This window comes from Pseudonocardia sp. MH-G8 (assembly GCF_002262885.1).
In the GTDB taxonomy this organism is placed as follows: domain Bacteria; phylum Actinomycetota; class Actinomycetes; order Mycobacteriales; family Pseudonocardiaceae; genus Pseudonocardia.
The window spans coordinates 44,330-69,589 of the sequence record NZ_NKYF01000038.1; the positions used below are offsets into that span (position 1 = coordinate 44,330).

The following is a 25,260-nucleotide window of genomic DNA, read 5'->3' on the forward strand; positions in this document are numbered from 1 at the left end:
GGAGGTCGCGCCCGTGGGAATGATCGTGCTCCGGCGGCTGGTGTTCGCGATCCCGCTGCTGTTCGCCGTCTCGCTGGTGACGTTCACGCTGATCGCGATCGCGCCGGGCGACGCCGCGCGCGTGCTCGCCGGCCCCGAGGCGACGCCCGCCGAGTACCAGGCCCTGCGCGCGCAGCTCGGTCTCGACGACCCGTTCGTCGTGCAGTACTGGCACTGGCTCTCCGGGGCGCTGCAGGGCGACCTCGGGACGTCGATCGTCAACGGTCAGGACGTCGCGCAGGCGCTCAACCAGCGCCTCGGCGTGACCCTGTCGATCGTCGTGCCGGCGATCGTCCTCTCCTCGCTGCTCGGCATCCTGATCGGCTGTGTCAGCGCCCACCGCGGCGGCGCCCTCGCCCGGCTCGTGGACCTCGCGGCGGTGGTCGGCAACGCGCTGCCGAACTTCTGGGTGGCGCTGATCGTCGTGACACTGCTCGCGGTCACGTTCCCGGTCTTCCCGGCGATCGGCTACGTCGAGCTGACCGAGTCCCCGCCGGGCTGGGTGCGCTCGATCACGCTCCCGGTGCTCAGCATGGTGATCGGGGGGCTCGCCGGCACCGCGAAACAGACCCGCGACGCCATGCTCACCGGGTTGTCCGCCGAGTACACCCTGGCCCACCGCGCCGACGGCGTCGCCGAGCGCACCATCGTCTACCGGCACGTCCTGCGCAACTCGGCCGCCCCGATCATCGCGATCGTCGGTCTCGGTTTCGTCGGTGCCCTGGGTGGGACCGTCCTGGTCGAGAGCATCTTCGGGCTACCCGGCCTGGGCGGGCTCGCGGTGACCTCGACCGCCACCCACGACATCCCCACGATCCAGGGCGTCGTCCTCTACTTCGCGATCCTGGTCGTCCTGGTGAACCTCGTGCTGGACCTGACGTACCGGCGGATCAACCCGAAGGTGGTGGTCGGGTGAACGCCCCGACGTCCGACACCGTGATCGGCGCAGCGCAGCAGGTGCCGGAGAAGGCCGCTGACCCGGCTCCGACCCGCCGCTCCGGCCTCCTGCGGCGGTTCCTCCGCAAGCCGGGCGCGGTCGTCGCCGCGGTGTTCCTCGTCCTGCTGGCCCTCGCGTGCCTGGCGGCGCCCGTCGTCGCGCCCTACGGTGCGAGCGAGGCCGTGCTGGCGGACGCGTCGTCGGGCCCTTCGGCCGCGCACTGGCTGGGCACCGACCGGCGCGGCTACGACATCTTCAGCCGGCTGCTCCACGGCGGCGCCCACACCCTCGGCCCCGCGCTGCTGGCGGTGGTGATCGCCGGCGTCGTGGGCGTGCCGGTCGGCATGGCGTCGGGCTTCAGGGGCGGCCGGCTGGACCGGATCGTCGGGTGGGTCCTCGACGGGGTCATGTCGGTCCCTTCGATGATCTTCCTGCTCGCCGTGCTCGCCGTCTTCCCGCACGACCTCGTGGTGGCGATGGCGTTCTTCGGCCTGCTGATCTCGCCTCCGGTCGCCAAGGTCGTGCGGTCGGTGGTGCTCGGCGTGCGCGCGGAGCAGTACATCGACGTCGCCCGGGTGAGCGGCATCGGCGACGTCGGGATCATGTGGCGGCACGTGCGCTCCAAGCTCGCCGGCGTCGTCGTGGTCCAGCTGACGCTGGTGGCGGGCGTCGCGATCCTCGCCCAGAGCGGCCTGGAGTTCCTCGGCCTCGGCCCGCAGCCGCCCACACCGACCTGGGGCAACCTGGTCAGCACCGCCGCCGACGCGATCCACCAGCAGCCCTGGCTGCTGATGCCGACCGGTGGCCTGATCGCGCTCGTCGTCCTCGCGCTGTGGTCGGTCGGCGACGGTCTGCGCGACGCGCTCGCCGAGCGGTGGCAGCCCGCGCCCACCACCCGTCGACGCCGGAAGGGAACCGCTCGCCCGACCGGACGGCGGCCCGACGGGGCCGGGACGCAGGCCCCTCCGGCCGATGCCGGGGTCCTGGTGCTCGACGGGCTGACGGTGAGCTTCGGCGACGGCGCCGACGCCACCCCGGTCGTCCAGGACGTCGCCCTGAGCATCGCGGCCGGCGAGACGGTGGCGTTGCTCGGGGAGTCGGGCTGCGGCAAGAGCGTCACCGCGCGGGCCGCGGCCGGGCTGTTGCCCGCCGCCGCGCACGTCGACGCCGGAACGGTGGTCTTCGACGGCACGCCCCACGACCTGGTCGAGCGGGGCGACCGGCTGCCGCGCGGCGCGGGCATCGCGGTGATCTTCCAGGAACCGGTCGCGGCGCTGGACCCCTCGCTGACCGTCGAGACCGTCCTCACCGGGTCGGTGCGCAGGCACACCGGAGCGGACCGCGCGACGGCCCGGGCCAGGGCGCTCGAACTGCTGGAGCAGGTCGGCATCCGCGACGCGGCCGCGGTGCTGAAGCGCTACCCCCACGAGCTCTCCGGTGGCATGGCGCAGCGCGTCTGCATCGCCCGGGCGCTCGCCGGCGACCCGAAGGTGCTCATCGCCGACGAGCCGACGACGGCGCTCGACGTCACCGTGCAGGAAGGCGTGCTGGACCTGCTGCGCGAGCGGCAGGCCGGCTCCGGGCTGGGCATCCTGTTCGTCACCCACGACTGGGGCGTGGTCGCCGACATCGCCACGCGCTGCGTGGTGATGTACGCGGGCCAGGTCGTCGAGGTCGCCGGGGTGGACGACCTGTTCGCCGGCGCCCGACACCCGTACACCCGCGGTCTCATGGCCGCGAACCCGGCCGCGGGCCGGCCCGGCGAACGCCTCACCACGCTCCCCGGCCGCGTACCCGACCCCACGCAGTGGCCGACCGGGTGCCGCTTCCAGGACCGCTGCCGCTTCGCCACCGAGGAGTGCGGCCTCGGCCCCATCCCGCTCACCACCTGTGCCGACGGGCGCCAGGTGCGCTGCATCCACTGGGAGGAGGCCGCACGTGCCGACATCTGACCCGGCCCTCGACAACCTGGCCCTCGACATCGAGGGGGTCTGCATCGACTACGGCTCGACGAAGCGGCGGACCCGTGTCGTGCACGACGTCTCGCTCACCGTGGCCGCAGGCGAGACCGTCGGGCTCGTCGGGGAGTCGGGCTCGGGCAAGACCTCGATCGCGATGGCCGCTCTGGGCGTCGTCGCAACCAGCGCGGGCCGGATCCTCGTGAACGGCCGCCGCATCGACCCGGCGCACCGGGGAAGCGCCGTCGCGGCCGGGGCGCAGGCGGTGTTCCAGAGCCCCTACAGCTCCTTGGACCCGGCGATGCCGATCCGGGCGATCCTGGCCGAGGCAGCCGTCCACCTCCGGCTGCCGCGCCGCGAGGTCGACGCGCGCGCCCGCGCGGTCCTGGACGAGGTCGGGCTCGACCCCCGGATCACCGAGCGCTACCCGCGGGAGTTCTCCGGCGGCCAGCGCCAGCGCATCGCGATCGCGCGGGCGATGATGGTCCGCCCTCGGCTGCTCATCGCCGACGAGCCGACCAGCGCCCTCGACCTGTCCGTGCAGGCGCAGGTGGCCAACCTCCTGATGGACCTGCAGGAGCGCCACGGGATGAGCTACCTGGTCATCAGCCACGACCTGGCGTTGGTGCACCACCTCGCGGCACGCATGTACGTGATGCACCGCGGCCGCATCGTGGAGGCGGGACCCGCCGACGAGGTCTACCGAACACCGCAGGACCCCTACACGAGGGCGCTCGTCGATGCCGCCCCGCTCCCGGACCCCGCTGCCCAACGTCGACGGCGCGCCCGGGCCGCCGCATCACAGGTGGAGTTGCCACGATGAAGTTGTCCACGAGCCGGCCCGCGCTGGCACTTGCCGCACTCGGTCTCGCCGTCGCCGCGCTCACCGGCTGCGGCGGAGCGGCCGCGGGGAGCGGTGACACGACGCTGGACGTCCAGTTCTCCGGACCACCGATCACCGGCCTCGACCCCGCGAAGTCCGGCGGTGGCGGATCGCTGATCTACAGCACCCTCGCCTACGACTCGCTGATCTTCGTGCAGCCCGACGGCACGCTGGTCCCGGATCTCGCGGAGTCGTGGCAGTGGGTCGACGACCAGCACCAGGTCTTCGAGCTGACGTTGCGCCAGGGGGTGAAGTTCAGCGACGGCACCGCGATGACCGCCGAGGGCGTCGCGCAGTGGCTGCACTACTTCAGGGACGCGAAGTCCACCCTGAGCGGCACCCTGGCGATGCTGACCGAGGCGGTGGCCGTCGACGCGACGACGGTGCGGATGACGCTGAGCGAGCCGAGCCCCGATCTCCCGGTGCTGCTGTCGCAGCAGTTCCCCGGCGGGCTCGTCGCCGCCCCGGCCGGTATGAACACGCCAGGATCGCTGGACGCCGCCACGATCGGCACCGGCCCGTACATGCTGGACCCGGCCGACACCGTCACCGGTGACCACTACTCCTACGTGCCGAACCCGCACTACTGGAACCCCAACGGGATCGTCTACGAGAAGGTCGTCGTCCACACCATCTCGGATGCGAACACGGTCCTGTCGGCGCTGTCGTCGGGACAGCTCGACATCGCGCTGGGCAGCCCGAGCACCGCCAGGGCCGCCGAGGACTCCGGGATCGAGGTCCGCTCCGCCCCCGGTCGCGTCGTCGGGCTCTTCCTGCTCGACCGCGACGGCACGCACGCGCCGGCGCTCGCCGACGTGAAGGTCCGGCAGGCGATCAACTACGCCATCGACCGCGCGTCGATCGTCGCGGCGCTCAACCCCGACGGCTTCGCCGACCCGACGTCCCAGATGGCCGTGCCCCAGCAGGAGGGCTTCGACCCGGCACTGGACACGATCTACCCCTACGACCCGGAGAAGGCCCGGCAGCTCCTCGCGGAGGCCGGCTACGGCGATGGCCTCAGCTTCGAGGTGACCTGCAGCTCGACGCTCGGCACGTGCCCGTACGCCGAGACGATCGCGGGCTCGCTCGCGGGCGTCGGGATCACCATGACGATCGACCAGGTGGCGGAGGTCTCGGCGTTCAATCAGAAGTTCGCGAGCGGCGAGGCACCCGCGGTGCTGTTCCAGTCCGGCGGCCCGGCGTTCCGCACGGCGTACGGGCTCACCCGCGAGAACGTGCTGGCGAACCCCTTCGACACCGTGGACCCGGAGATCGATGCCGCGTTCGCGCAGCTCACGGCCGGGGACACCGTGGGACCGGCCTGGCGGGACCTGGTGCGGCTGCTGGCGGAGAAGGGCTGGTTCGCCCCGGTGGCCCGCCCGCACGCGCTGGTGTTCTCCACGGGGGTCGGCAACGTCAGCCTGCACGAGAAGGTCCCCACCTACTTCTCGGTGATCGACCCCACCGGCACGCACACCTGGAGGCCTGCGGCATGACCATCGTCGAGACGACATCGGGCAAGGTCGACGGAACGGTCGAGGACGGCGCGCTCCGCTACCTCGGCATCCCCTACGCCGCCCCGGTCAGCGGATCGGGCAGGTTCCTGCCGCCGAAGCAGGCGACGCCCTGGACCGGCGTCCGGGAGGCGGTCGCCCCCGGTCCGATCGCGCCGCAGTTCGCCGTGCCGGGCCGCACGCCACTGGCCGAGCCGGCCGAGGACTGCCTGGTCCTCAACGTGTGGACGCCCGCCGTCACCGGCGACCGGCCGGTGCTGGTGTGGATCCACGGCGGTGGGTTCTTCACCGGCACCGGCTACGCACCGCACACCGCCGGGACGGCCCTCGCCCAGAGCGAGGACGTGGTCGTGGTGTCGCTGAACCACCGGCTGGGCCTGCTGGGCTTCCTCCACCTCGCCGAGCTGGGCGGGGCGGACTGGGGGTTCGAGGCCAACCCCAGCCTCCTCGACCTCGTGGCCGCCCTGGAGTGGGTGCGCGACAACATCGCGGGGTTCGGCGGCGATCCCTCCAACGTGACGATCTTCGGCCACTCCGGTGGGGGCGGCAAGGTCACCTCGTTGCTGACCTCACCGGCCGCGCGCGGCCTGTTCAGCCGGGCCGGCGTCCTCGGCGGGCCACCGTTCGGCCTGAAGGACGCGGGCCGCGCCACGCTCATCGCCGAGCAGGCGCTGCACATGCTCGACCTGGACCGCGCCGATCCCACGGCCCTGCAGAACGTCCCGCTCGACCGGCTGCTCGACGTGCAGGGCCGCCTGGGCGTCGGCCGGGGGCCGACCGAGCACAGCATGCGGTTCGCGCCGGTCGTGGGCACGCCCTCGGTGCCCGCCTACCCCGAGGAGTCGCTCGCCGCCGGCGTCGCCGCGGGCATCCCGCTGCTGACCGGCACGGCGCTGGACGAGGCGCGCTTCATGATCGCCGACCGGCCACGCTGGCTGGAGCGGGACGTCGACATCGACGACGCCACCCTGATCCGTCTCGTCGCGGGGGGCGTCGACGACGCCGGTACGGCCGAGGGCCTCGTCGCCGGTTACCGGGCCAGGGCCGCCGGCGGGACGCATGCCGTCGACGTCCTGATGGACGCGCTCAGCGACCAGTTCACCGTGCGCACCGCGCGGCTCGCCGACGCCCACCGAGCCGGCGGCGGCCCGGTCCACAGCTACCTGTGCGACCTCGACCACGCCGAGCCGCTCGGGGCGTTCCACGGGATCGAGGTCCCCGTCTTCTTCCGCAACGTCGGCATCGGCCCGATCCCCGCCGCCGGGCCCGCCCTGGACCGCGCCGCGGCCGTGATGGGCGGCGCGCTGGCCGCCTTCGCCCGCACGGGCGACCCGAACGACGGGCTCGCCGCCACGGGGGTCGAGTGGCCTGCGTACGAGCCCACCGCCCGTACCCAGCTGCGCTTCGGCGACGACGGGTTCGAGGCGACCAGCCGGATCGTCGACGACCGGGTCGGCTGGTGGCGCGGGGTGTCGACCTCCGGGCGAACCGATCCGTGGGGGCGGGCGTTCGCGGCGACAACCGCCGGATGACCGGGCAGCAGAACATCGAGGCGCTGCCGGGCGCCGAGCGGGCGTTCGGGGCCGACGACGTCGGCGTCGACGGGCTCGCCCCGGCCGGCTACGTCCAGGAGGAGTACCTCCTCGCGGGTACCGCCGCCGGGGAGCCGTTCCGGACCCGGCTCCTCCTGCGCAGGCCCGCCGAGCACGAGCGGGCCGGCGGCGTGGTCGTGGTGGAGCCGATGCACTTCGCGGGCGGCCGGCCGGTGTGGGACCACGCGCACGCCCAGTTGCTGCGCGGTGGCCACACCTGGATCGAGGTCGCCTGCCAGACCACGCCCGCGTACCGGCGGATGGTGGCGAGCGACCCGCACCGGTACGCGCGCGTCCGGCTCGCCGGCACGCCGTCCGACCGGCGACCGGAGATCGCGCCCGGCGCCGACCCGCGCCGGGCGTCGGACGCGTTCGCCCGGGAGTGGTGGGCCACCAGCCCGCAGCTCTTCGGGATCCTGGGCTCGGTGTTCGCGCTGCTGCGCGACGGCGGCGTCCCGGACGTGCGGGCGGAGGTGGTGGTCCTCGCGGGCGCGTCGCAGACCGGCGGCGTCGTCCGCCGCTATGCAGCGCTCGCCGCCCCCGGCGGCCCGCTGGCGGGCACCGTCGGGCCCGACGGCCTGCTGGCGCTGCACAGCGGCGGCGCCGCGCTGCCGGACGACCTCGACCTGCCGACCGTCGAGCTGCTGGCCGAGTCGGACATCGAGTCGGTCCGGTCCGCGGCCGGCCTCCCCGGCCAGGGGCGGGACCTTGCGCACCGGGACTGCCGCAGCCCGTCGTACCGGTGCTACGAGGTGCCCGGGATGGCGCACATCGGCACCCGCGAGCGGGCACCCGCGGTCCCACCGCCGCCCGGCTCCCGCTGGAGCCGCTTCCCGCACGCCCACGTCGTCCACGCGGCGCTCGAGGCGCTGGTCACCTGGCTCCGCGACGGACGGGAGCCGGTGCCGGCCCCGCTGCTGGAGACCGACACCCGCGGACTGCTGGTCCGCGACGCGACGGGCCACGCGCGCGGCGGCCTGCGGCTGCCCGCCGTCGAGCTGCCGCTGGCGCGCATCGCGGTGATCTCCCCGGGCTCCGAGTGGCTGCACGGCCACGAGTTCGCGTCGGTGGCCGCACTGCGAGCGCGCTACGGCGACGCGGCGGCGTACCTGGCCGCGGCGCGCGGGCACCTGCACCGGCTGGTCGGCCAGGGCCACTACCTCGCGGTGGACGCCGAGCGCTGGCTCGCCGAGACCGCGGCAGAGCTCGCGGACGCCCCGTGGAGCCGACCGCCGCTGCCGACACCCGCCGCCCTCGACCGGAGGACCCGATGACCGATCCCGACCGGCACATCTTGGAAGACTTCGACCCCGGCGCGACCGACGACCCCGACGAGGTGCACGCGCTCTACCGGGACCTGCGCACCCGCTGCCCGGTCGCCCACACCGACTCCCACGGCGGTTTCTGGGCGTTGACGACCTACCCGGAGATCAGGGCCGCGGCCCTCGACGACTCCCGCTACATCTCGTCGGTGAAAGCAGTGGTGCCCAGCGACCCGCGGGGACTGCGCCGCCCGCCGCTCAACTTCGACGCGCCCCGCCACACCCCCTACCGCAGGGCGCTGGACGCCGCCTTGTCCCGTCGCCGGATCGCCGGCCTGGAGCCCGTGCTGCGCGCGCACGCGGTCCGGGTGCTCACCCCGATGCTCGAGCGGGGCTCCGGGGACATCGCGCAGGAGTTCGGGGCCCTCTTCCCGGCGTGGGTGACCACGGAGTGGCTGAACCTCGACCCCGAGCTCGCCCCCCTGCTCGCCGAGACGGCGGCCCGCTGGGTGCGCGCGTGGCGGCAGCAGGACCGACCGGTCGTCAACGCCATGAGCGAGCGCATGTACGAGATGGCCCGCGAGCTCGTCGCGGACCGCCGCGCGCACCCGCGCCCCGTCGAGGAGGACCCGGCCAGCTCGCTGCTCGCCGAACGCGCCGACGGCGAACCGCTGGAGACCGAGCAGATCGTGGGCGCGCTGCGCCAGTCGCTCGTGGTCGGCATGGTCGCGCCCCCGATCGTCATCGGCTCGATCGCGACCCACCTCGGCACGGACCAGGAGCTGCAGGCTCGGCTGCGCGCCGAACCGGGACTCGTCCCCGGTGCTCTCGAGGAGTTCCTGCGCCTCTACGCGCCCTACCGGGGCTTCGCGCGCACCGTCGTGGAGCCGACCGTCGTGCTCGGCCGGGAGATCCTCCCGGGGGAGCCGGTCACGCTCACCTACGCGTCGGCCAACCGGGACGCCACCGTGTTCGACGCCCCGGACGACTTCCGGCTGGACCGGGAGAACATCGCCGACCACCTCGCCTTCGGCCGGGGCCGCCACCGGTGCCCCGGTGCCCCGATGGCGCGGCTGATGCTGAGGATCGCGGTGGAGGAGCTGCTCGCACGCACCCGGTCCTTCACCGCGGTCGGCGCCCGGGAAGGGGCACGCATGCCCGAGCTCGGCATCGTCTCCGCCGACCTCCGCTTCGTATCGCCGTGACCGGGGCCCCGTGCCCGCGACCGGTAGGTTCCCGGGGTGGCTGAGGACACCGCCCCGCGCACGCCGCCGCGACCTCGGCTCGGCCCCGAACCCCAGCGCCTGCTGATCATCGTGCTCGGCGACTACTGGTACTGGCGTGCGGAACCGATCCCGTCGCAGGCATTGATCGCCGTGCTCGGGGAGTTCGCGATCACCCCGGCGAGCGCGCGGGTGGCGATACGCCGCCTGACCCGGCGTGGGCTGGTGCAACGGACCAAGGTCGGGCGCACCACGTCCTACGGCATCCCGCCGCGACCGAGCCCGGTCATCGTGGCCCGGCTGAGGGCGCTCTTCGACGCCGACCAGGACGAACCGTGGGACGGCCGCTGGACGGGCGTGGCCTTCTCGGTGCCCGAGAAGGAGCGGGAGTCGCGCCGCAACCTACGCGACGACCTGCGGCTGCAGGGCTTCGGCCCGCTCTTCGACGGCTTGTGGGTCTCGCCCCGTGAGCGACGGGCGCAGGCCCGCGCCGCGCTGGAGCGGCATGCGGTGGATGCGGGGTCGGTCTTCCGGGCGGAGCTGGACGGCCTGTCGCCCGAGGCGATCGTCGCGCGCGCGTTCGACCTGAGCGATCCGGCACAGCGCTACCGCAGCTTCGCCGACCGGTACGAACCGCTGCGGGCGCGGGTGCACGCGGGAGAGCTGGCGCCGCGCGAGGCCCTGCGCGTGCGGACGGAGCTGACCGCCGAGTGGCGCCGCGCCGAGCTGACCGACCCCCGGCTGCCGGCAGAGCTGCTCCCGCCGGACTGGCCGCGTGCCCGTGCCCGCGAGTGCTGCACGGACATCTACGACCAGCTCGGCGAACCGGCGGCCCGACGGTTCCGCCACCTGCTCGCGCAGGTCGACCCGGCGCTCGCCGAGCTGGCGTCCTTCCACACGTTCGAGTCGGTCCGCCGGCTGCCCGACGGGGCCGTGGAGCGGCCGGCGCAGGAGTCCGAGTTCGAGCGCGTCACCCGCGAGGATCGGGTTCGTTCCATCCGACAGGCCTGATGCGAGGCCGCCCGGATCAGCCGTGGAACCCGTCCCGTGCCTTGGCGCGCAGGTGGTCCACGTCGAAGTCGAGCCCCAGCCCGGGCCCCGGGGGGAGCGTGAGCCGTCCGCCGCTGTTGTCCAGCGGGGCGGTCAGGAACTGGTTGTAGCTGCTCAGGTCGTGACGGCTCGACTCGATCCGGTAGAAGTTCGGCACCGTCGCCATCACGTGTCCGCCCGCGACGAGGTTCACCGGGCCCGCCGCGTCGTGCGGCGAGATCGGCACGTAGTAGGCCTCCGCCATGGTGGCGATCTTCTTCAGCTCGGAGATCCCGCCGGTCCAGGTCACATCGGGCATCACGAAGTCGGCGAGCCGGTTCTCGAGGACCGGGACGAAGTCCCACCGGGTGTGCAGGCGCTCGCCCACCGAGATCGGGACGCGCACGCGCTCACGCACCTGCGCGAGGGCGTGGTAGCTCTCCGGCGGCACCGGCTCCTCGTACCAGTGGATGTCGCCGACATCGTCGAGCGCCTGGCCCATCCGGATCGCGGTCGGCACGTCGAACCGGCCGTGGGCATCGATGAGCAGCTCGACGTCGGGTCCCGCGGCCTCCCGGACCAGCGCGGTCAGCTCCATCGCCCGCCGCTCGTCGGCGCGGCTCATCCCGCCGTCGAGGTAGCGGTCGTCGGCCGTCGGCACGCCGGGCCGGCTCGGGAACGGGTCGAACTTGATGCCGGTGTGACCGGAGTCGACGATCGCGCGGATCTCCTCGGCCACCCCCTCCGGGGTGCTGAACCGTCGCTGGTCGGGGTGGGTGTAGATCAGCAGGTCGTCCCGGACCCGGCCGCCGAGCAGCTCGCAGATCGGCTGGCCGAGGACCTTGCCGCGGATGTCCCAGAGCGCGATGTCGACCGCGCTCACCACGTTCGTGCCCGCTCCGCGGCTGCCCGTGTAGGTGAACGCCCGGAAGATCTTGTGCCAGGTGTCCTCGATCCGCGCCGGGTCGTCGCCCGCGAGCAGGTCGGTCATCTGCCTGACCATGGCCGCGATGCCGCGGTTGGCCGTGGGCGTGGTCGTGGTGATCTCGCCCCAGCCGCTGATCCCCTCGTCGGTGCGCACCTCCACGAACAGGTACTCGCCCCATCCCGTGCCCTCGGACTCGACCAGCCACGGCAGCACTTGAGTGATCTTCAAGGACTTCGCTCCTCCAGCTCGAACTCGACACGCACCGGCTCGCCTGCGCTCACCGACAGCGGCTCACCCCGACGGATCGACCCTAGGGCTCCCGCGCACCGCACCGACACCGTCACGTCGACCTCGGATCGCAGGACGGCGTGCGCGCGCGCTCGCTCGAGGTCCCACGCCAACTCGACGACGGTGACCCGGTTCCGGCAGCGGACCCCGCCGACGCGGCCGCGCGCCCACCGACGGGGCAGCGCCGGGAGCAGCTCGATCAGCCCCGGGCGCGAGTCGACCAGCGCCTCGAGGACCACCGCCGGGATCGCGTGCGCCGCGTCGGCGTTGTAGGTCTCCCGCCCGGGGTCGTGCGAGGTCATCAGCGAGCGGAAGACCATGTCGTTGCCCAGGATCTTGCCCAGGTTCTGCTCGACGAGGGCCGCGTCCTTCAACCGGGCGGCGCACAGGGCCCGGTGCAGGCTCCCGTGTGCCGAGAGGTTCTCGTCGCCGCGCAGCACCAGCGCCCGACGTGCGGCCGCGGCCAGCTGGGGCGTGCCGTCCGGGGTGATCTCGTGCAGCGGCCAGACCGGGTAGAGGTGGCTGACGTGCCGGTGGTCCTCCGGGGTCGCGAGGCCCGGCCACGCCCACTCGGCCAGCGCGCCGCGGGAGTCCACGAGATAGGGCGGCAGTTGCTTCAGCAGGGTCTGCCAGCGCGCGACCGCCGCTTCCTCCGTACCGAGCAGGGCGCACGCCTCGACGGCCGCCGACAGCGCGTGCCGGGCGGCCGCGATGTCCATCGTGGCGTTCACGGCCGCCACCCCGGCGCGCCCGCCCGGACCCGCTTCCGGCGAGTAGGACGGGACGAGCACCTTGCAGCCGTGCTCGTCCTCGCGCACCAGGAAGTCCTCGAAGAACAGCGCCGCCTCGACCAGCCACGGCGCCAGCACGTCGGCCAGGAACTCGTCGTCCCCGGTGACCTGCCAGTGTTCGAGGAGCGGGAACAGCAGGCAGTCCGCGCCCGCGACCCACATCGCCCATGGCCAGTCGGCGTCGAGGTGGAACAGGCGCCCGTGCTCGCCGTCGGTGCGGCTGGGCGCCAGCACCCCGCGAACCCCGAACACGGCCCGGGCGTTGTCGCGCCAGTCGTCGATCTGGTCCGCGATCAGTGACCGGAGACCCACGATCGCTTCCCCGACCGCGCCGATGTTCGCGCCGGCAAGCTGCAGGTTCAGGTTGGCGTCGGTGGTGAAATCCCCCGACCACGCCGCGCCCCACTCCCCCAGCCACAGCCCGGTGAGCCGCGGCGGCAGCACCCCGCTCGAGCTGATCAGCAGGTAGCGCCCGGCGTGGAACATGGCCTCGAGCAGCGCGGGGCTCGGGGCCGGGTCCCGGCGCTGCGCCGCGAGCAGCTGCCCCACCGGCTGCGCCCGCTCGACCGGGGACACCCCGAGATCCAGCTCCACGCGCTCGTACATCGCGGAGTGCAGAGGGGTGTGCCGCCCCAGCAGTTGCTCGTACTCGGCCGGCAGGGCCTCCAGCCGTTCCCGCAGGAGCCCCTCGACGGGCGGCGCGTCCCCCCGGGCCGGCACCGTCAGCAGCAGGAGCCGGGATGCCCCGCGCACGACCGCACGGTCGCCCTCCACCCGCACCGGCCCGTCGACGGTCACGAGCCGGGTGACACCGGCGAACCCGTGCGCCCCGAGCCCGGGCGGATAGGTGCCACGGATCGTGAGCAGCGCGTGCCGCGGATCCTCGACCTCGGCCACCGAGGCGTACCCGACGCCGGCGGGCCGGCCCGGCAGCTCACCGGACAACCGCACGGCCAGGTCGAGCGCGGGCCCGGCCAACTCGTACACCAGCACCCCGTCGGCGCGCGAGACGAAGGCGCGGCTGCGCCACGTGCCGGCGATGTCGGTCCAGGTCGCGCTCACCTCGCCGGTGCGGAAGTCGGTCTCCCGGAGGTACTCGCCGCGCACCGGCGCCGGGTTGGCGCGGTCGAGCAGGATCGCGAACCCCGGGTGGAACGGCTGGGTCCAGGCCAGCCGCCTCCCGTCGGAGAACGCACGCTGGGCCGCCGGCGCGTCGCCGGCGAGCACGAGGTCGCGCACCTCGTCGAGCCGGGCGGCGACCTCGGGCGGCCCCAGGCCGCGCGAGCCGTTCGGCAGCACGAAGCGGTGGTGGTTGACGATCAGCCGCTCCGCGGCCGGGTCGCCGGCCACCAGCACGCCGGTCTCCCCGTTGCCCGAGAGGAACGCGTCCTCCCACCGCGACGCGGGTGCGGTGTCGTGGATGCCGTGACGCGGCCCGTCGGCGGTCACCCCTTGAACGCCCCGTCCAGGATGCCCGCGACCATCCGGCGCCCGACGACGACGAACAGGACGAGCAGCGGGAGCGTCGCCAGGAACGACCCGGACATGGCAAGGCCCAGGTCCACCGTCCGCTCGTTCTGCAGGGCCTTGATCGCGATCTGCGCGGTGTAGCGCTCCGGCGACTTCAGCACGATGAACGGCCAGAGGAAGTCGTTCCACGCGCTCACGAACCCGAACAGGCCGAGCACGAACGCCGCGGGCCGCACGATCGGGAAGGCGATCCGCCAGAAGATCTGCCAGGTGCTCGCCCCGTCGATCCGCGCGGCCTGCATCAGCTCGTCGCTGACGGTCGCGGTGATGTGCTGGCGCATCCAGAAGATCCCGAACGCGCTCGCGAGCCCCGGGACGACCAGTGCCTGCAGGGTGTCGACCCACCCCAGCCACGAAATGATCATGTACTGCGGGATGACGGCGAGCTGCGTCGGCACCGTCATCGTGAGCACGACGATCAGGAACAGCACGTTGCTGCCGCGGAAGCGCAACTTCGCGAACGCGAAGCCCGCGAGCGCGCACAGCACCGCGTGCCCGACGCCGATGGTCGTGGCGACGAACAGGCTGTTGAGGATCGACTGCAGGAACGGCACCGTGTCGAACACCAGCCCGGCGAGCTGGAAGAAGTTCCCGCCGGGGACGATCTCCGGCGGCATCCGGGTCGCCGTCGCCGAGTCGGTGGAGGCGACGATGAACATCCAGTACAGCGGGAAGAGGCAGGCGAACGTGGCGACGCCGAGCAACAGGTAGTTCCACCACCGCACGCGCCCGAGGCGCCCGCGGTGCCGACCTCGTCCCGGGAGTGGCGCCCCGGTGACCACCGTCGGTTGCATCGTCATCGCTCCGCCCTGATCCGGCTCGACAGCAGGTAGTTGATGGCGGCGGCCACGATCACCATCACGAACAGCGCGACGCCGATCGCCGAGCCGTAGCCGAACTCGTACTGGCCGAAGCCCTGCTCGTAGAGGAACAGCGACAGCGTCTGGCACTGGCGCACCGGGCCGCAGGTCAGGGCGCCCGGTGAGATCAGCAGCGGTTCGGTGAAGATCTGCAGGCCGCCGATCGTCGACGTCACGACGGTGAAGATGATCACCGGTCGCAGCGACGGGATCGTGATGTGGACGAACTGCTTCCACCCCCCGGCCCCGTCGATCGACGCTGCTTCGTAGACGTCGCGCGGCACCGCCTGCAACGAGGCGAGGTACAGCAGCGTCGTGTAGCCGAACCATCGCCAGGCCACCATGACGGCGATCAGCAGGTGGCTGCCCCAGGTGGACTGCACGAAGTCGATGGGCTCGATCCCGACGAAGCCGAGCAGCCAGTTGAGCAGCCCGTAGTTCCGGTCGAACAGCTGCGCGAACACGACGGCGGCGGCCGCGACCGAGGTGATGTAGGGCACCAGCATCGCCATGCGGAAGAACAGCGCGAACCGCAACCGGGCGTGGTTGAGCACGTGGGCCAGCAGCAGGGCCAGCGCCAGCTGCGGGATCGTCGAGAGCAGCCAGATGCTGACCGTGTTGCCCGTGGCGTTCCAGAACCGCGGGTCGACCAGCATGCGGGAGAAGTTGTCCAGCCCGATGAACGTCTGGTCGCCGATCGGGTTCCAGTCGAACAGCGCCACGTAGAAGGTGAACAGGAACGGCAGGAGTCCGAAGATTCCGAAGAGCACGAAGAACGGGGCGATGTAGGCGTACGGGGTGAAGCTCTCCACGAAGGGGAGCCGCCGGCGGGGCTTGCCGGTGCCCTCGGCCAGGACCGGCTTGTCGGGCAATGTGGTGGTCATCGCCCGATGGCCGTGCGGATGTTGCCCACCGCCCGTTCCCAGGCCGTGGCCGGGTCACCGCCGGCCTGTTCGACGTCGACGAGCGCGTTGAGGAACTCCGCGCCGATCGTCGCCGTGTCCGGTCCCATGTGGAACGGCTCCAGCCCCAGCACCGCCTGCGTGTAGATCTGCCCGATGGGTGCGCCGGAGAAGAACGGGTCGGTCCGGCCCAGGAGCTGCGGGTCCTCGTAGACCTCCGGCGTGGTGGGCAGGGTGCCGACGTCGAGGAAGTGCGTCAGCTGCCGCTCCGGCGCCTGCATCTCCTTGATGTACGCCCAGGCGGCCTCGGGGTTCTGCGCGCGCCGCGGGATCGCGAGGTAGCTGCCGCCCCAGTTGCCCGCACCGCCCGGGATCGTGGCGATGTCCCACTTGCCCGCGGTGTCGGGCGCCCCGCGCCGCAGGCTGCCCAGCATCCACGAGGGCGCCGAGACGACGGCGAAGTCACCCCGGGGCAGGGCGGCGCTCCACCCGTCCGACGCGTAGGAGAGGTTGGCCGAGATCCCCGCGTCGATCGCGCGCAGCGCCAGGTCGAACGCCTCCTTGACCTCCGGGTTGTCGGCGTAGATCGGGTTGCCCGCGTCGTCGTAGTACTTCTGCGACACCTGGTTCACGGCCTGGTAGAACACGCTGGTCGGCACGTTGTCGACGAACGGCTGCCCGGTGGCGGCGACGTAGCGCTGCCCGGTCGCGATGAACTCGTCCCACGTCGGCCACAGCGCCGAGACCGACTCCCGGTCGGTCGGCAGCCCGGCCGCGGCGAACAGGTCGGTGCGGTACGCGACCCCCATGCCGCCGACGTCGGTGGGGATCCCGATGATCTCGCCACCCTCGGCGGTGGCCTGCGCCATCACCCAGTCCAGGTAGTCGCCCTCGATCTCGTCGGCGCCGAACTCGCGCAGGTCGTAGAAGTTCTGAGGCTGCTCGAGGAACTTGGGCAGCTCGTCGCCCTGGATCAGGACGAGGTCGGGCACCTTCCCGCCGGCAAGCGCGGTCGTCAGCCCCTGTGCGGTCTCCTGCGAGGTGCCGACCTCGGTGAGGCCCACCTGGATGTCGGGGTGCTTCTGGGTGTACGCGTCGACGGACCGTTGCTGGTCGATCCCCGACATCGACCAGAACTCGAACGACTTCCCGTCTCCCCCTCCCCCGCCGCCTGCGGCGGAGCCGGGGCTGCAGGCGGCGGTCATGGCGAGCGCCGCGGCAGCCAGGAGAGTCGTAGCGGTGCGGAGATTCACGGCGGTGTGCCTCCAGATCGGCGGTGGCAGCAGCGACTCCCACCACGTGCAGATGCATGATGATCGATCACGCGCTTCGATTCGTTCTCGGTCGCATTTCCGAAACGTTTCGAAACCACGCGGCCACACCGGCAAGTCGGTGACGACTTGGTGTAACGCGAGGCACAGTATATCGTCAAACCTAATTTGTGAAGGCACTCTCGGAATCGAAAGTTTCGATCGCGTACCGCTCGAGAAGGAGCCGCATGGCCGCGTCCAGCGCACACGTCGTCGTCGATCTCGACGTCACCGGCCCGACGATCAGCAAGCACCTCTACGGCCACTTCGCCGAGCACCTCGGGCGCTGCATCTACGGCGGGTTCTGGGTGGGCGAGGACTCCCCGATCCCGAACGAGGGCGGCCTGCGGCTCGACGTCGTCGACGCCCTGCGTGCGCTCGAGATCCCCAACCTGCGGTGGCCGGGCGGCTGTTTCGCCGACACCTACCACTGGCGCGACGGTGTCGGCCCGAAGCAGGACCGGCCGGCCATGGTGAACTCGCACTGGGGTGGCGTCGAGGAGAACAACCACTTCGGCACCCACGAGTTCATGGCCCTGTGCGAACTGCTGGGCGCGGAGCCCTACGTCAACGGCAACGTCGGCTCGGGCACCGTCCAGGAGATGAGCGAATGGGTCGAGTACCTCACCCGTGACGGCGACTCACCCGCGGTCCGGCTCCGCAAGGCCAACGGCCGCGACGAGCCGTGGAAGGTCCGGTTCTGGGGGATCGGGAACGAGGCCTGGGGGTGTGGCGGGCACATGCGCGCCGACACCTACGCCGACCTCGCCGCGCGCTACGCCACCTTCTGCCACGACCACGACGGCAACCAGCTCCACCGCATCGCCGCCGGCGCCGCCGACGACGACCTCGCATGGACCGAGGCGCTGATGAAGACCGTCAACTGCCTGGGGTGCACCTCCACACCGCGCGACGTCTTCCAGGCCGTCTCGTTCCACTACTACACCCACGACGGGGACGGCATCGCCAAGAACCCGGCCGTGGAGTTCACCGACGAGCAGCACTACCGCACCATGGTCAAGGCGGCCGACATCGACCGCGTCATCGCCGCGCACAGCGCGGTGATGGACGCCTACGACCCGCGACGCAGAGTCGGCCTGGTCTGCGACGAGTGGGGCACGTGGTGGCGGGCCGAGCCGGGCACGAACAAGGCCTTCCTGTACCAGCAGAACACCCTGCGCGACGCGCTCGTCGCGGGCCTGCACTTCGACATCTTCCACAAGCACGCCGCCCGGCTGCGGATGGCGAACATCGCCCAGACCGTCAACGTGCTGCAGGCGATGATCCTCACCGACGACGACGGCGGCCTCGTGCTCACCCCGACCTACCACGTGTTCGAGATGAACAAGGGGCACCAGGACGCGGCCTCGGTGCCGGTGCACGTCATCGAGAAGCCGGCCGCGGTGACCGTCGGCGACGCCGAGCTCGATGTGCTCTCGGTGTCCGCCAGCACGAAGGGCGGCACCGCGCTGGTCTCGCTGAGCAACCTCGCGCTCGACACCGACACGACCGTGCGCCTCGACCTGCGCGGCCGGGAGGTCACCGCGGCGCAGGCACGCATCCTCACGGCGGACAAGCCGCACGCGCACAACACGGGAACCGCGGTGGACGTCGTGGCCCCGACCGGGTTCCCCGTCACGCTGGGGTCCGGGGTGCTGACGGCGGTGCTCCCACCGCACTCCTTCGCCACCGTCGCCCTGGATCTGGCCTGACCGGGAGCATCGCGGCGGTCAGGACCTGCGGGTGGACTCCCGCTCCACGATCCGCGGCTGCGGCATGATCACTCGAGCCGGCACCGTCGCCGGGCGCGACTCGATCCGCTCCACCAGCAACCCGCAGATCGCGTCGGCCATCTCGGCGTTCCCCGGCTCGACGGTCGTGAGGGCAGGAGTGGTGAACCGGCTGTGGGCGACGTTGTCGAAGCCGACCACCTGGACGTCGTCCGGGACCTTGCGGCCGCTCTCGGCCAGGGCGCGCAGCGCGCCGATCGCCGCCGAGTCGGTGAGGGCGAAGACCGCGTCGAACGCGATCCCGCGATCGACCAGCCCGCGCGTCGCCTCGAACCCGTCGGCGACCGCGAACTCGCAGGAGACGATCAGCTCGTCGGCGACCGGCAGCCCGGCGGCGGCGTGCGCCTCCCGGTAGCCGCACGTCCGCAGCTCCGGCATCGACTCCTCGGGCCCGTCGACCCCACCGAGCAGCGCGATCCGCCGCGCGCCCGCGCGGATCAGGAGCTGGGTGGCCAACCGCGCCCCTGCGACGTTGTCCATGAGGACGTGGTCGAACCGGGCCGGAACCGCGCGCTCCCCGATCAGCACGACCGGTGTGTCGACCCGCAGCTTCTCCAGATCGGCGGCATCACCGGCCACGACGCTGAGCACGAACCCGTCGTAGCTGCTCAACCGCGCTGCGGTCAGCGCATCCAGCTCCGCCGCCCTGCTCGCACCGGTCCGCTCCACCCCCAGCCGCAGTCCGTGGTCGGCGAACCGGTCCGCCAGCCGACCGGCGAGCTCCGCGTAGTAGTCCGGCGCGAAGCCGGGCACGGCCAGCCCGACCGACCCGGTGCGGCCCATCCGCAGGTTCCGGGCCGTCATGTTCACCCGGTAACCGAGCTCGTCGATGGTCGCGAGCACGCGACGCCGCGTCGACTCGCTGACCCGCTGCGAACGGCCGTTGAGCACGTTCGACACGGTCATCGTGGAGACCCCGGCCCGCTGGGCGACTTCGGTCATCGTCACGTCACCTCGCCGACGCGCTGCTCCGCTCACCCGTCACCTTCTCCGCCGCCCTGGCGAACAGCCTACGTACTCCACCCACGACCCCGACCGGTCGTTGCGCTCAGCGCGGCGAGCACGGCTCGGTGGGTGTCCCCCTACCGGCACCCAGGTACCGGCGACGCGATGCGATCCGGCGCCGACCGTGCGGGGCGACTGCGCCAGGGGTAGGTCCAGGTGCGCGTCACGCCGGCGGGCACGTCCGTCATTCAAACGTTCCACTTTTCGGCAAGGGCGTACGAGCCGCCAGGCCCTGTCAAGGCGTCGAGCCAGGACCGGGTCGTCGGCTCCCGCCCGCATGCCCTCGTCCCCGAAGGTCGTGTGCTGGTCGACGCGACGGGAGGTGTGGTCGGTCCGAGAAGCACCTCAGTGCGGCCGCAGCGACGTCATGCGCGGAAGCGCGAGGCCGGTGGGGCGCTCCGGAGCCCAGGGGCTGCCGGACCGCCGCCCGGACGGTGGCGACGTGGTCGAGCCCTATCGAGGCGGGAGGGGCTTGCCGAACATGGCGCAGACCGCTGCATCGACCACCGCCTGGTGGGCGGCCGCAGCCTCGGGTTCCTTGACACCGAAGTTCGTGCTGGTGAGGACCGCGACGCTGCGTTCGCCATTGCCGTCGGTGTAGATCTCGCTGGAGTACCCGGGCAGCCCTCCGGTGTGACCCCAGACCGTGCCGCAGGGCATCTCCACCTGCATCACGCCCAGCCCGTAGCTGCCGCGCTCGCCCGTGGCGGGCACCGTCGTCCGCATCTGCGCCATCTGGGCCTCGGGCAGGAGCTCACCGGACATCAACGCGGCCTGGAACCGCTGCCAGTCCTCCGCCGTGGACACCATGCCTCCCGCCGCCCAGGACCAGCTCGGGTCGATGGCTGTGGCGTCGACGTTGCCGTTCGGGCGTTCGGGGCCGGCGACCCCGACGCCCTCGGGCAATTCGACGGCCGGGGCCAGGATCGACCTGAGGCGTTCGGAACCGGGTTCGTAGCCGGTCACATGCGGACCGGAGTCCCAGTCGCCCGTCGTGGGCAGGTACGTGTCCTCCATGCCCAGCGGCCCGGTGATCCGCTGCTCGATCAGGTCGGCCAGTTTCTGACCGGTGGCCTTCTCCAGGATCAGACCCAGGGCGAGGTAGTTGGCGTTGCTGTAGGAGTACTTCTCGCCGGGGGCAGCCGGCGGGTCCTGGGGAGGGGTGATGGCCAGGAGTTCCTCGGGCTTCCAGGTGCGCCTTTCCTGCCCGGTCAGGGAGGGCAGGAACTCCGGCGTCAGGAAGAAGTCGCCCAAGCCGCTGGTGTGGTTGAGGAGCATGCGCACCGTGATGCCCTCCCCGCCCGGGACCAGTCCCGGCAGCCACCCCTCCACCCGATCGCCGAGGTCGACCCGGTGGCGGGCGACCAGCTGCAGCACCAGGGTGGCGGTGACCGTCTTGGTGTTCGATCCCACGCGGAACCGGTCGTCCGCGGCGAGGCGGTGATCGGCCGCGGTCCAGCCGGCCTGCCCGACGACCTCCACCGGGTCTCCCGTGCCCTCGTCGACCCGGACGATCATGCCGAGGGAGCCGGTGTCGGCAGCGGTCTGGGCGAGCTCGGCCAGGTGCCGGTTCACCTCGTCGGGCGCTGCACCCGGCTGCGCCGCCGCGGCGGCGCCCCCGTTCGCATTCAACTCCGCGTCGACAGGCGTGTCCGAGCAGCCGACGAGTGCCGCGGCCAGGCCGGTGACCAACGTGAGGCTCAGCGCCCCGCGCAGGATCCGGCGGTGCGACGACGCGAACGCACTCACAGTGGTTCTCCCTCAGGTATCGACCGAGTCGCCGGCCCCGGCACCTGCGGTGCCGCGCTGCCTGGCGATGTCATCGATCCTGCTGCGCGGGAGATCGGGAGGTGATCCGGTGAACCCTCCGGATCGCCGGGGGTTCTCCCCCCTCCCCCGTGGAGGGAGCGCCTACGTCGTGATCGTCGACGCGGCCGGGACGAGCCCCCAGGAGACCAGCACATCGCGCACCTCGGCACGCTCGTCCACCGTCAGCTGCCCGATCGGGGGACGCACGTCCGGCCGGCACAGACCGAGCTGCGCGAGTGCCTCCTTGACCACGCTGACGTTGTTGGCCGAACGATGGGCGCCACGCAGCTCCTCGAATCGACGGATCTTCTCCCAGACGCGCATCGCGCTCGCCGTGTCGCCCTTCTCCAGGGCCGCGAGCATGTCGAGCGAGACACTCGGTTCGACGTTGACCAGGCCGGAGGTGAAGCCGGTCGCCCCCGCCGTCCAGTAGCTGGGCGCGTACGGCTCGGCGAGCCCGGCGATCCACACCAGCCGGTCCAGCCCGACGTCTCGCGCCACCGAGGCGAAGCGCACCGGATCCGGCACGGCGTACTTGACGCCGACGACGTTCGGCGCGGCCTCGCACAGCCTGGCCAGCTGCTCACCGCCGATCGCCGCATCGCGGACGTACGGGACGATCCCGAGCTCGGGCACGGCATCCGCGATCGTGCGGTGGTAGTCGACCCAGCCCTGCGCCGAGACGAACGGGTGCACCGGCTGGTGGACCATCACCAGTTCCGCCCCGATCTCCCGGGCGTGCTGCGCATCGGCCACGGCGGTCGCGATGTCGTGGCCGACGCCCACGAGCACGCCGGCGCGATCACCGACGGTGCGAACGGTCAGCTCGGCGCAGCGTCGCGCCTCGGCTCCGGTCAGGGAGTAGAACTCGCTGGTGTTGCCGTTGACGGTGATCGCCTCGACCCCGTGGTCGACCAGCCGGTCGACGAGGCGCTCGAAGGTCGCGGCATCCACCGCACCGTCCGGGTCGAACGGCGTGACGAGGATGGCGACGACGCCGGCCAGGCGTGCGGTCAGCCGCTCACGTTCCATGTGGTGCGCTCTCCTCCTCGGTCGAGAACCCTCTCGGGTGTCCCATCGGCGCTCGCCGTCCGACGGGCGCCCGCTGTGGTGTCCTACGCGCCGCCCGGCAGTCGGGCGAGCACCCGGTCGCGGAAACCTTCGATGTGGGTACGCAGCAGCCCGGCCGCCCTCTCGGCCTCGCCCGCCTGCGCCGCGGTGAGGATCGCGCGGTGTTCGCCCGCCTCCTCGTCCCAGGTGGGACTCACTCCCCAACCGGTGATGCTGATCAGGGCCGTCTGATCCCGGAGGCCGTCGAGGATCGCGACCATCAACGGGTTGCCGCACGATCGGTAGAGGGCACCGTGGAAATCCCGGTTCGACCGCGCTTGCGCTTCCGCGTTCCCCCCGGCCGGGGCCGTGTCGAGCGCGTCGGCAGCTGCCCCGAAGTCCGAACCCCGCTCCACGCCGCGGCGCAGGGCCTCGGGTTCGAGGACCATCCGCACGTCGCTGACCTGACGCACCATCGCAGCGTCGGCGATCCGGACGGACACCCCGCGGTACTCCGTGGTCACCACGAGTCCCGAGTTGTGCAGCGTCTTCAGAGCCTCCCGGACCGGGGTCTTGGACACCCCGAGCGAGGCGGCCAGCTCCGTCTCCACGAGCGGCTGCCCGGGCCGCAGCCGACCGCCCAGGATCGACGACGTGATCGCCTCCAGCACGAACGCGGTCCGCGACGCGGGCATGGTCATATACGATATCTCCTGTCATATCTTAGGTAGGACGTTAGATGGCCCGCCATCCCGCGTCAACGGAGCAGGGATCAGTCCGGCGTGCGCAGCAGCGCGAAGCACACGCGCGAACGGACCGTGAAACCCAGCTGCTCGTAGAGCCGCAGAGCTCCGGTGTTGCTCGCGGCCAGGTGCAGGAACGGCACGTCGCCGCGCTCGCGGGCCACGGCTCCGACGGCGCGCACAAGGCGCGCGGCGAGCCCCCTCCCACGGTGGGCGGGATCGGTGCAGACGGCGCTGACCTCCGCCCAGCCGGGCGGACGCATCCGCTCCCCCGCCATCGCCACGAGCGCACCTCCGCGACGGAAACCCAGGTAGGTCCCCAGCAGCCGGGTGCGTGTGCGGAAGGGACCCGGCCGGGTCCTGGCCACCAGGTCGAGCATCTCCGGGACGTCGGACTCGCCCAGCACGACCGCCTCGGGGTCCGGGCGCACGTCGAGCCCGGAGCCGTCCATCTGCATGCCCGCGATGCGCTCCACCGGCTGCCAGAGCGCGGGTGGCCGCGCGATGCCGACGGGACCGGTGATCACGACGCCGGCCGCTGGTCCGGCGAGCGCTGCCAGGTCCGCCCAGTCCGCATCGTCCGCGTCTGCGGGGAGAGCGGCGAACGGGGCGATGTCGGGCTGGTAGCGGACGGCGCGGCCCTTCCGTTCGCCCAGCGCCGCCTGGTTGTCGGCCAGCGCTGCGAGGACCGGGTTGTCGAGAGGGTGTTCGGCCACATCGGCACCAACCGCGCAGCCGCCCGACGTGATCCGGCGCGGGCGCATGATCGTGGTCACGACCCGTCCGGACCCGACCAGGCCCACGACCTCAGGCGCGGCTCGCCAGGTAGAGCGCGACGGTCTCGTCGAGGTGTGCCCTGGTCGCGGCGACGGCCGTCGCGGGGTCGCGACCGACGATTGCGTCGAGCAGGACCTGGTGCCGGTCGGTGGCGCGATGCAGCTCGACCACGCCGGCGACGGCGACGAGGGCCGGCTCGAGGGAGCGCTGCAGCACGCTGTTGAGCTCGACGAGCACCGCGTTGCCCGTGGCCTCGCCGGCGACCTTGTGGAACCGGGAGTCGGCGTCGATGAAGGCCGGGACGTCGCCGGAGCCCGCGTGCTCGCGGCAGTCGTCCAGGGCCGCACGCAGCTGCGCCACGTGCGCGTCGGTCCGCCGCAAGGGTGCGACCTCGGCGATCAGCACCTCCAACGCGCGCCGCACCTCGAACACCTCGTGCACCCGCGCGTCGGTCAGCCGTGCGTCGATCTCGGCGTCGACCGGCACACTCACGTACGTGCCGCTGCCCCGGCGCGCCTCGAGCCGGCCGGTGTGGGAGAGCGCGCGGATCGCCTCGCGCAGGGTGGACCGGGCCACGCCGAGCCGCGCGGCGAGCCGCGGCTCGCTCGGCAGCCGATCGCCGACCTGCAGCCCCTCGTGCTCGATGAGCTCGGTCAGGCCGGCGATGACCTGGTCGACGAGCGGGCGACGCTCCGGCATCGTGCTCGGCCGCCAGTCATCGATCACCCCGCAAGGTTAGCGACGCACGCCGGAAGGATCGCGACGTGAGAAGCTACGTGCTCATTCCCGTTCACTGCTTTCCGATGCACGGTTGCCGGAAAATCTCACCTCCCGTCGTCGGTGGTTGGGCGTGTCGGGTGAACTGGGATTCGGTGTGCTGGGCGGTCTGGATCCGGCCTGGTTCTGTCGGGGGTCGAACGTAGGTTCGAGTCGTGGCCGATGTGGTGGACCTCGTGGACCGGGCGGTCGCGTTGCCGCCGGGGCCGGAGTTGTCCGCCGTGCTGGGTGGGTTGTCGTGGGAGAAGATCCCCAACGCCCGG

20 protein-coding genes are annotated in these 25,260 nt (G+C 72.4%); 9 read left to right on the forward strand and 11 right to left on the reverse strand.

Going from position 1 to position 25,260, the window contains the following annotated elements; translation table 11 throughout:
• The first annotated feature begins 19 nt into the window (after positions 1-19).
• The 8 genes from CFP66_RS43090 to CFP66_RS43125 are packed head-to-tail and all read left to right on the forward strand — an operon-like array spanning position 20 to position 10,419.
• Positions 20-955: an ABC transporter permease gene (locus tag CFP66_RS43090; protein WP_233160206.1), complete on the forward strand. Its 936-nt coding sequence runs from the start codon at positions 20-22 to the stop codon at positions 953-955.
• Entirely contained in the window at positions 952-2,928 is a 1,977-nt protein-coding gene (locus tag CFP66_RS43095) for a dipeptide/oligopeptide/nickel ABC transporter permease/ATP-binding protein (protein ID WP_094931156.1), read from the forward strand. The genes CFP66_RS43090 and CFP66_RS43095 overlap by 4 nt, the downstream gene beginning before the upstream one ends.
• Positions 2,915-3,757, forward strand: coding sequence for an ABC transporter ATP-binding protein (locus CFP66_RS43100; RefSeq protein ID WP_094931157.1), 843 nt, complete (start codon positions 2,915-2,917; stop codon positions 3,755-3,757). The genes CFP66_RS43095 and CFP66_RS43100 overlap by 14 nt, the downstream gene beginning before the upstream one ends.
• Positions 3,754-5,313, forward strand: a complete 1,560-nt coding sequence (locus tag CFP66_RS43105; RefSeq protein ID WP_094931158.1) for an ABC transporter substrate-binding protein — start codon at positions 3,754-3,756, stop codon at positions 5,311-5,313. The genes CFP66_RS43100 and CFP66_RS43105 overlap by 4 nt, the downstream gene beginning before the upstream one ends.
• The gene (locus tag CFP66_RS43110) at positions 5,310-6,863 is read left to right on the forward strand and encodes a carboxylesterase/lipase family protein (RefSeq protein WP_094931159.1); all 1,554 of its coding nucleotides are present in this window, start codon (positions 5,310-5,312) and stop codon (positions 6,861-6,863) included. Before CFP66_RS43105 ends, CFP66_RS43110 begins: the two co-directional genes overlap by 4 nt.
• Positions 6,860-8,197, forward strand: a complete 1,338-nt coding sequence (locus CFP66_RS43115) for an alpha/beta hydrolase domain-containing protein (protein ID WP_143517594.1) — start codon at positions 6,860-6,862, stop codon at positions 8,195-8,197. Before CFP66_RS43110 ends, CFP66_RS43115 begins: the two co-directional genes overlap by 4 nt.
• Complete coding sequence (locus CFP66_RS43120) at positions 8,194-9,390, forward strand: cytochrome P450 (RefSeq protein ID WP_094931181.1); 1,197 nt, start codon at positions 8,194-8,196, stop codon at positions 9,388-9,390. The genes CFP66_RS43115 and CFP66_RS43120 overlap by 4 nt, the downstream gene beginning before the upstream one ends.
• Before the next feature lie 36 nt (positions 9,391-9,426).
• Positions 9,427-10,419 carry a PaaX family transcriptional regulator C-terminal domain-containing protein gene (locus CFP66_RS43125; RefSeq protein ID WP_094931161.1) on the forward strand — a complete coding sequence of 331 codons (993 nt, stop codon included), beginning with the start codon at positions 9,427-9,429 and terminating at the stop codon, positions 10,417-10,419.
• Positions 10,420-10,435: 16 nt separating this feature from the next.
• Here CFP66_RS43125 and CFP66_RS43130 read toward each other — a convergent pair whose 3' ends face one another.
• From CFP66_RS43130 to CFP66_RS43150, 5 genes are read right to left on the reverse strand one after another with little or no spacing between them, the layout of a single operon-like run.
• On the reverse strand, positions 10,436-11,593 hold the full coding sequence (locus CFP66_RS43130; RefSeq protein ID WP_094931162.1) for a mandelate racemase/muconate lactonizing enzyme family protein: 1,158 nt from the start codon (positions 11,591-11,593) through the stop codon (positions 10,436-10,438).
• Complete coding sequence (locus CFP66_RS43135) at positions 11,590-13,893, reverse strand: glycoside hydrolase N-terminal domain-containing protein (RefSeq protein WP_094931163.1); 2,304 nt, start codon at positions 13,891-13,893, stop codon at positions 11,590-11,592. The genes CFP66_RS43130 and CFP66_RS43135 overlap by 4 nt, the downstream gene beginning before the upstream one ends.
• Positions 13,890-14,774, reverse strand: a complete 885-nt coding sequence (locus CFP66_RS43140; protein WP_198962070.1) for a carbohydrate ABC transporter permease — start codon at positions 14,772-14,774, stop codon at positions 13,890-13,892. Before CFP66_RS43140 ends, CFP66_RS43135 begins: the two co-directional genes overlap by 4 nt.
• Positions 14,771-15,718 (reverse strand): carbohydrate ABC transporter permease, encoded by a 948-nt coding sequence (locus tag CFP66_RS43145; RefSeq protein ID WP_094931164.1) that lies wholly within the window; start codon positions 15,716-15,718, stop codon positions 14,771-14,773. Before CFP66_RS43145 ends, CFP66_RS43140 begins: the two co-directional genes overlap by 4 nt.
• Positions 15,715-16,989 carry an ABC transporter substrate-binding protein gene (locus CFP66_RS43150; protein ID WP_094931165.1) on the reverse strand — a complete coding sequence of 425 codons (1,275 nt, stop codon included), beginning with the start codon at positions 16,987-16,989 and terminating at the stop codon, positions 15,715-15,717. Before CFP66_RS43150 ends, CFP66_RS43145 begins: the two co-directional genes overlap by 4 nt.
• A gap of 245 nt (positions 16,990-17,234) precedes the next feature.
• On the opposite strand from CFP66_RS43150, the gene CFP66_RS43155 reads away from it, so the two are divergent.
• Positions 17,235-18,758: an alpha-N-arabinofuranosidase gene (locus CFP66_RS43155; RefSeq protein WP_094931166.1), complete on the forward strand. Its 1,524-nt coding sequence runs from the start codon at positions 17,235-17,237 to the stop codon at positions 18,756-18,758.
• Positions 18,759-18,776: 18 nt separating this feature from the next.
• On the opposite strand, the gene CFP66_RS43160 is transcribed toward CFP66_RS43155, so the two are convergent.
• The 6 genes from CFP66_RS43160 to CFP66_RS43185 form a co-directional block, all read right to left on the reverse strand.
• Entirely contained in the window at positions 18,777-19,778 is a 1,002-nt protein-coding gene (locus CFP66_RS43160) for a LacI family DNA-binding transcriptional regulator (RefSeq protein WP_094931167.1), read from the reverse strand.
• 516 nt (positions 19,779-20,294) lie between these two features.
• Positions 20,295-21,590, reverse strand: a complete 1,296-nt coding sequence (locus CFP66_RS43165) for a serine hydrolase (protein WP_198962071.1) — start codon at positions 21,588-21,590, stop codon at positions 20,295-20,297.
• A gap of 162 nt (positions 21,591-21,752) precedes the next feature.
• A complete protein-coding gene (locus tag CFP66_RS43170) occupies positions 21,753-22,682 on the reverse strand; it encodes a dihydrodipicolinate synthase family protein (protein WP_094931168.1) in 930 nt (309 codons plus the stop codon).
• 83 nt (positions 22,683-22,765) lie between these two features.
• Entirely contained in the window at positions 22,766-23,401 is a 636-nt protein-coding gene (locus tag CFP66_RS43175) for a GntR family transcriptional regulator (RefSeq protein ID WP_094931169.1), read from the reverse strand.
• A 71-nt stretch (positions 23,402-23,472) separates the two neighbouring features.
• Positions 23,473-24,159 carry a GNAT family N-acetyltransferase gene (locus CFP66_RS43180; protein WP_233160202.1) on the reverse strand — a complete coding sequence of 229 codons (687 nt, stop codon included), beginning with the start codon at positions 24,157-24,159 and terminating at the stop codon, positions 23,473-23,475.
• A gap of 91 nt (positions 24,160-24,250) precedes the next feature.
• Positions 24,251-24,946: a FadR/GntR family transcriptional regulator gene (locus tag CFP66_RS43185; protein WP_094931170.1), complete on the reverse strand. Its 696-nt coding sequence runs from the start codon at positions 24,944-24,946 to the stop codon at positions 24,251-24,253.
• Positions 24,947-25,260 lie beyond the last annotated feature (314 nt).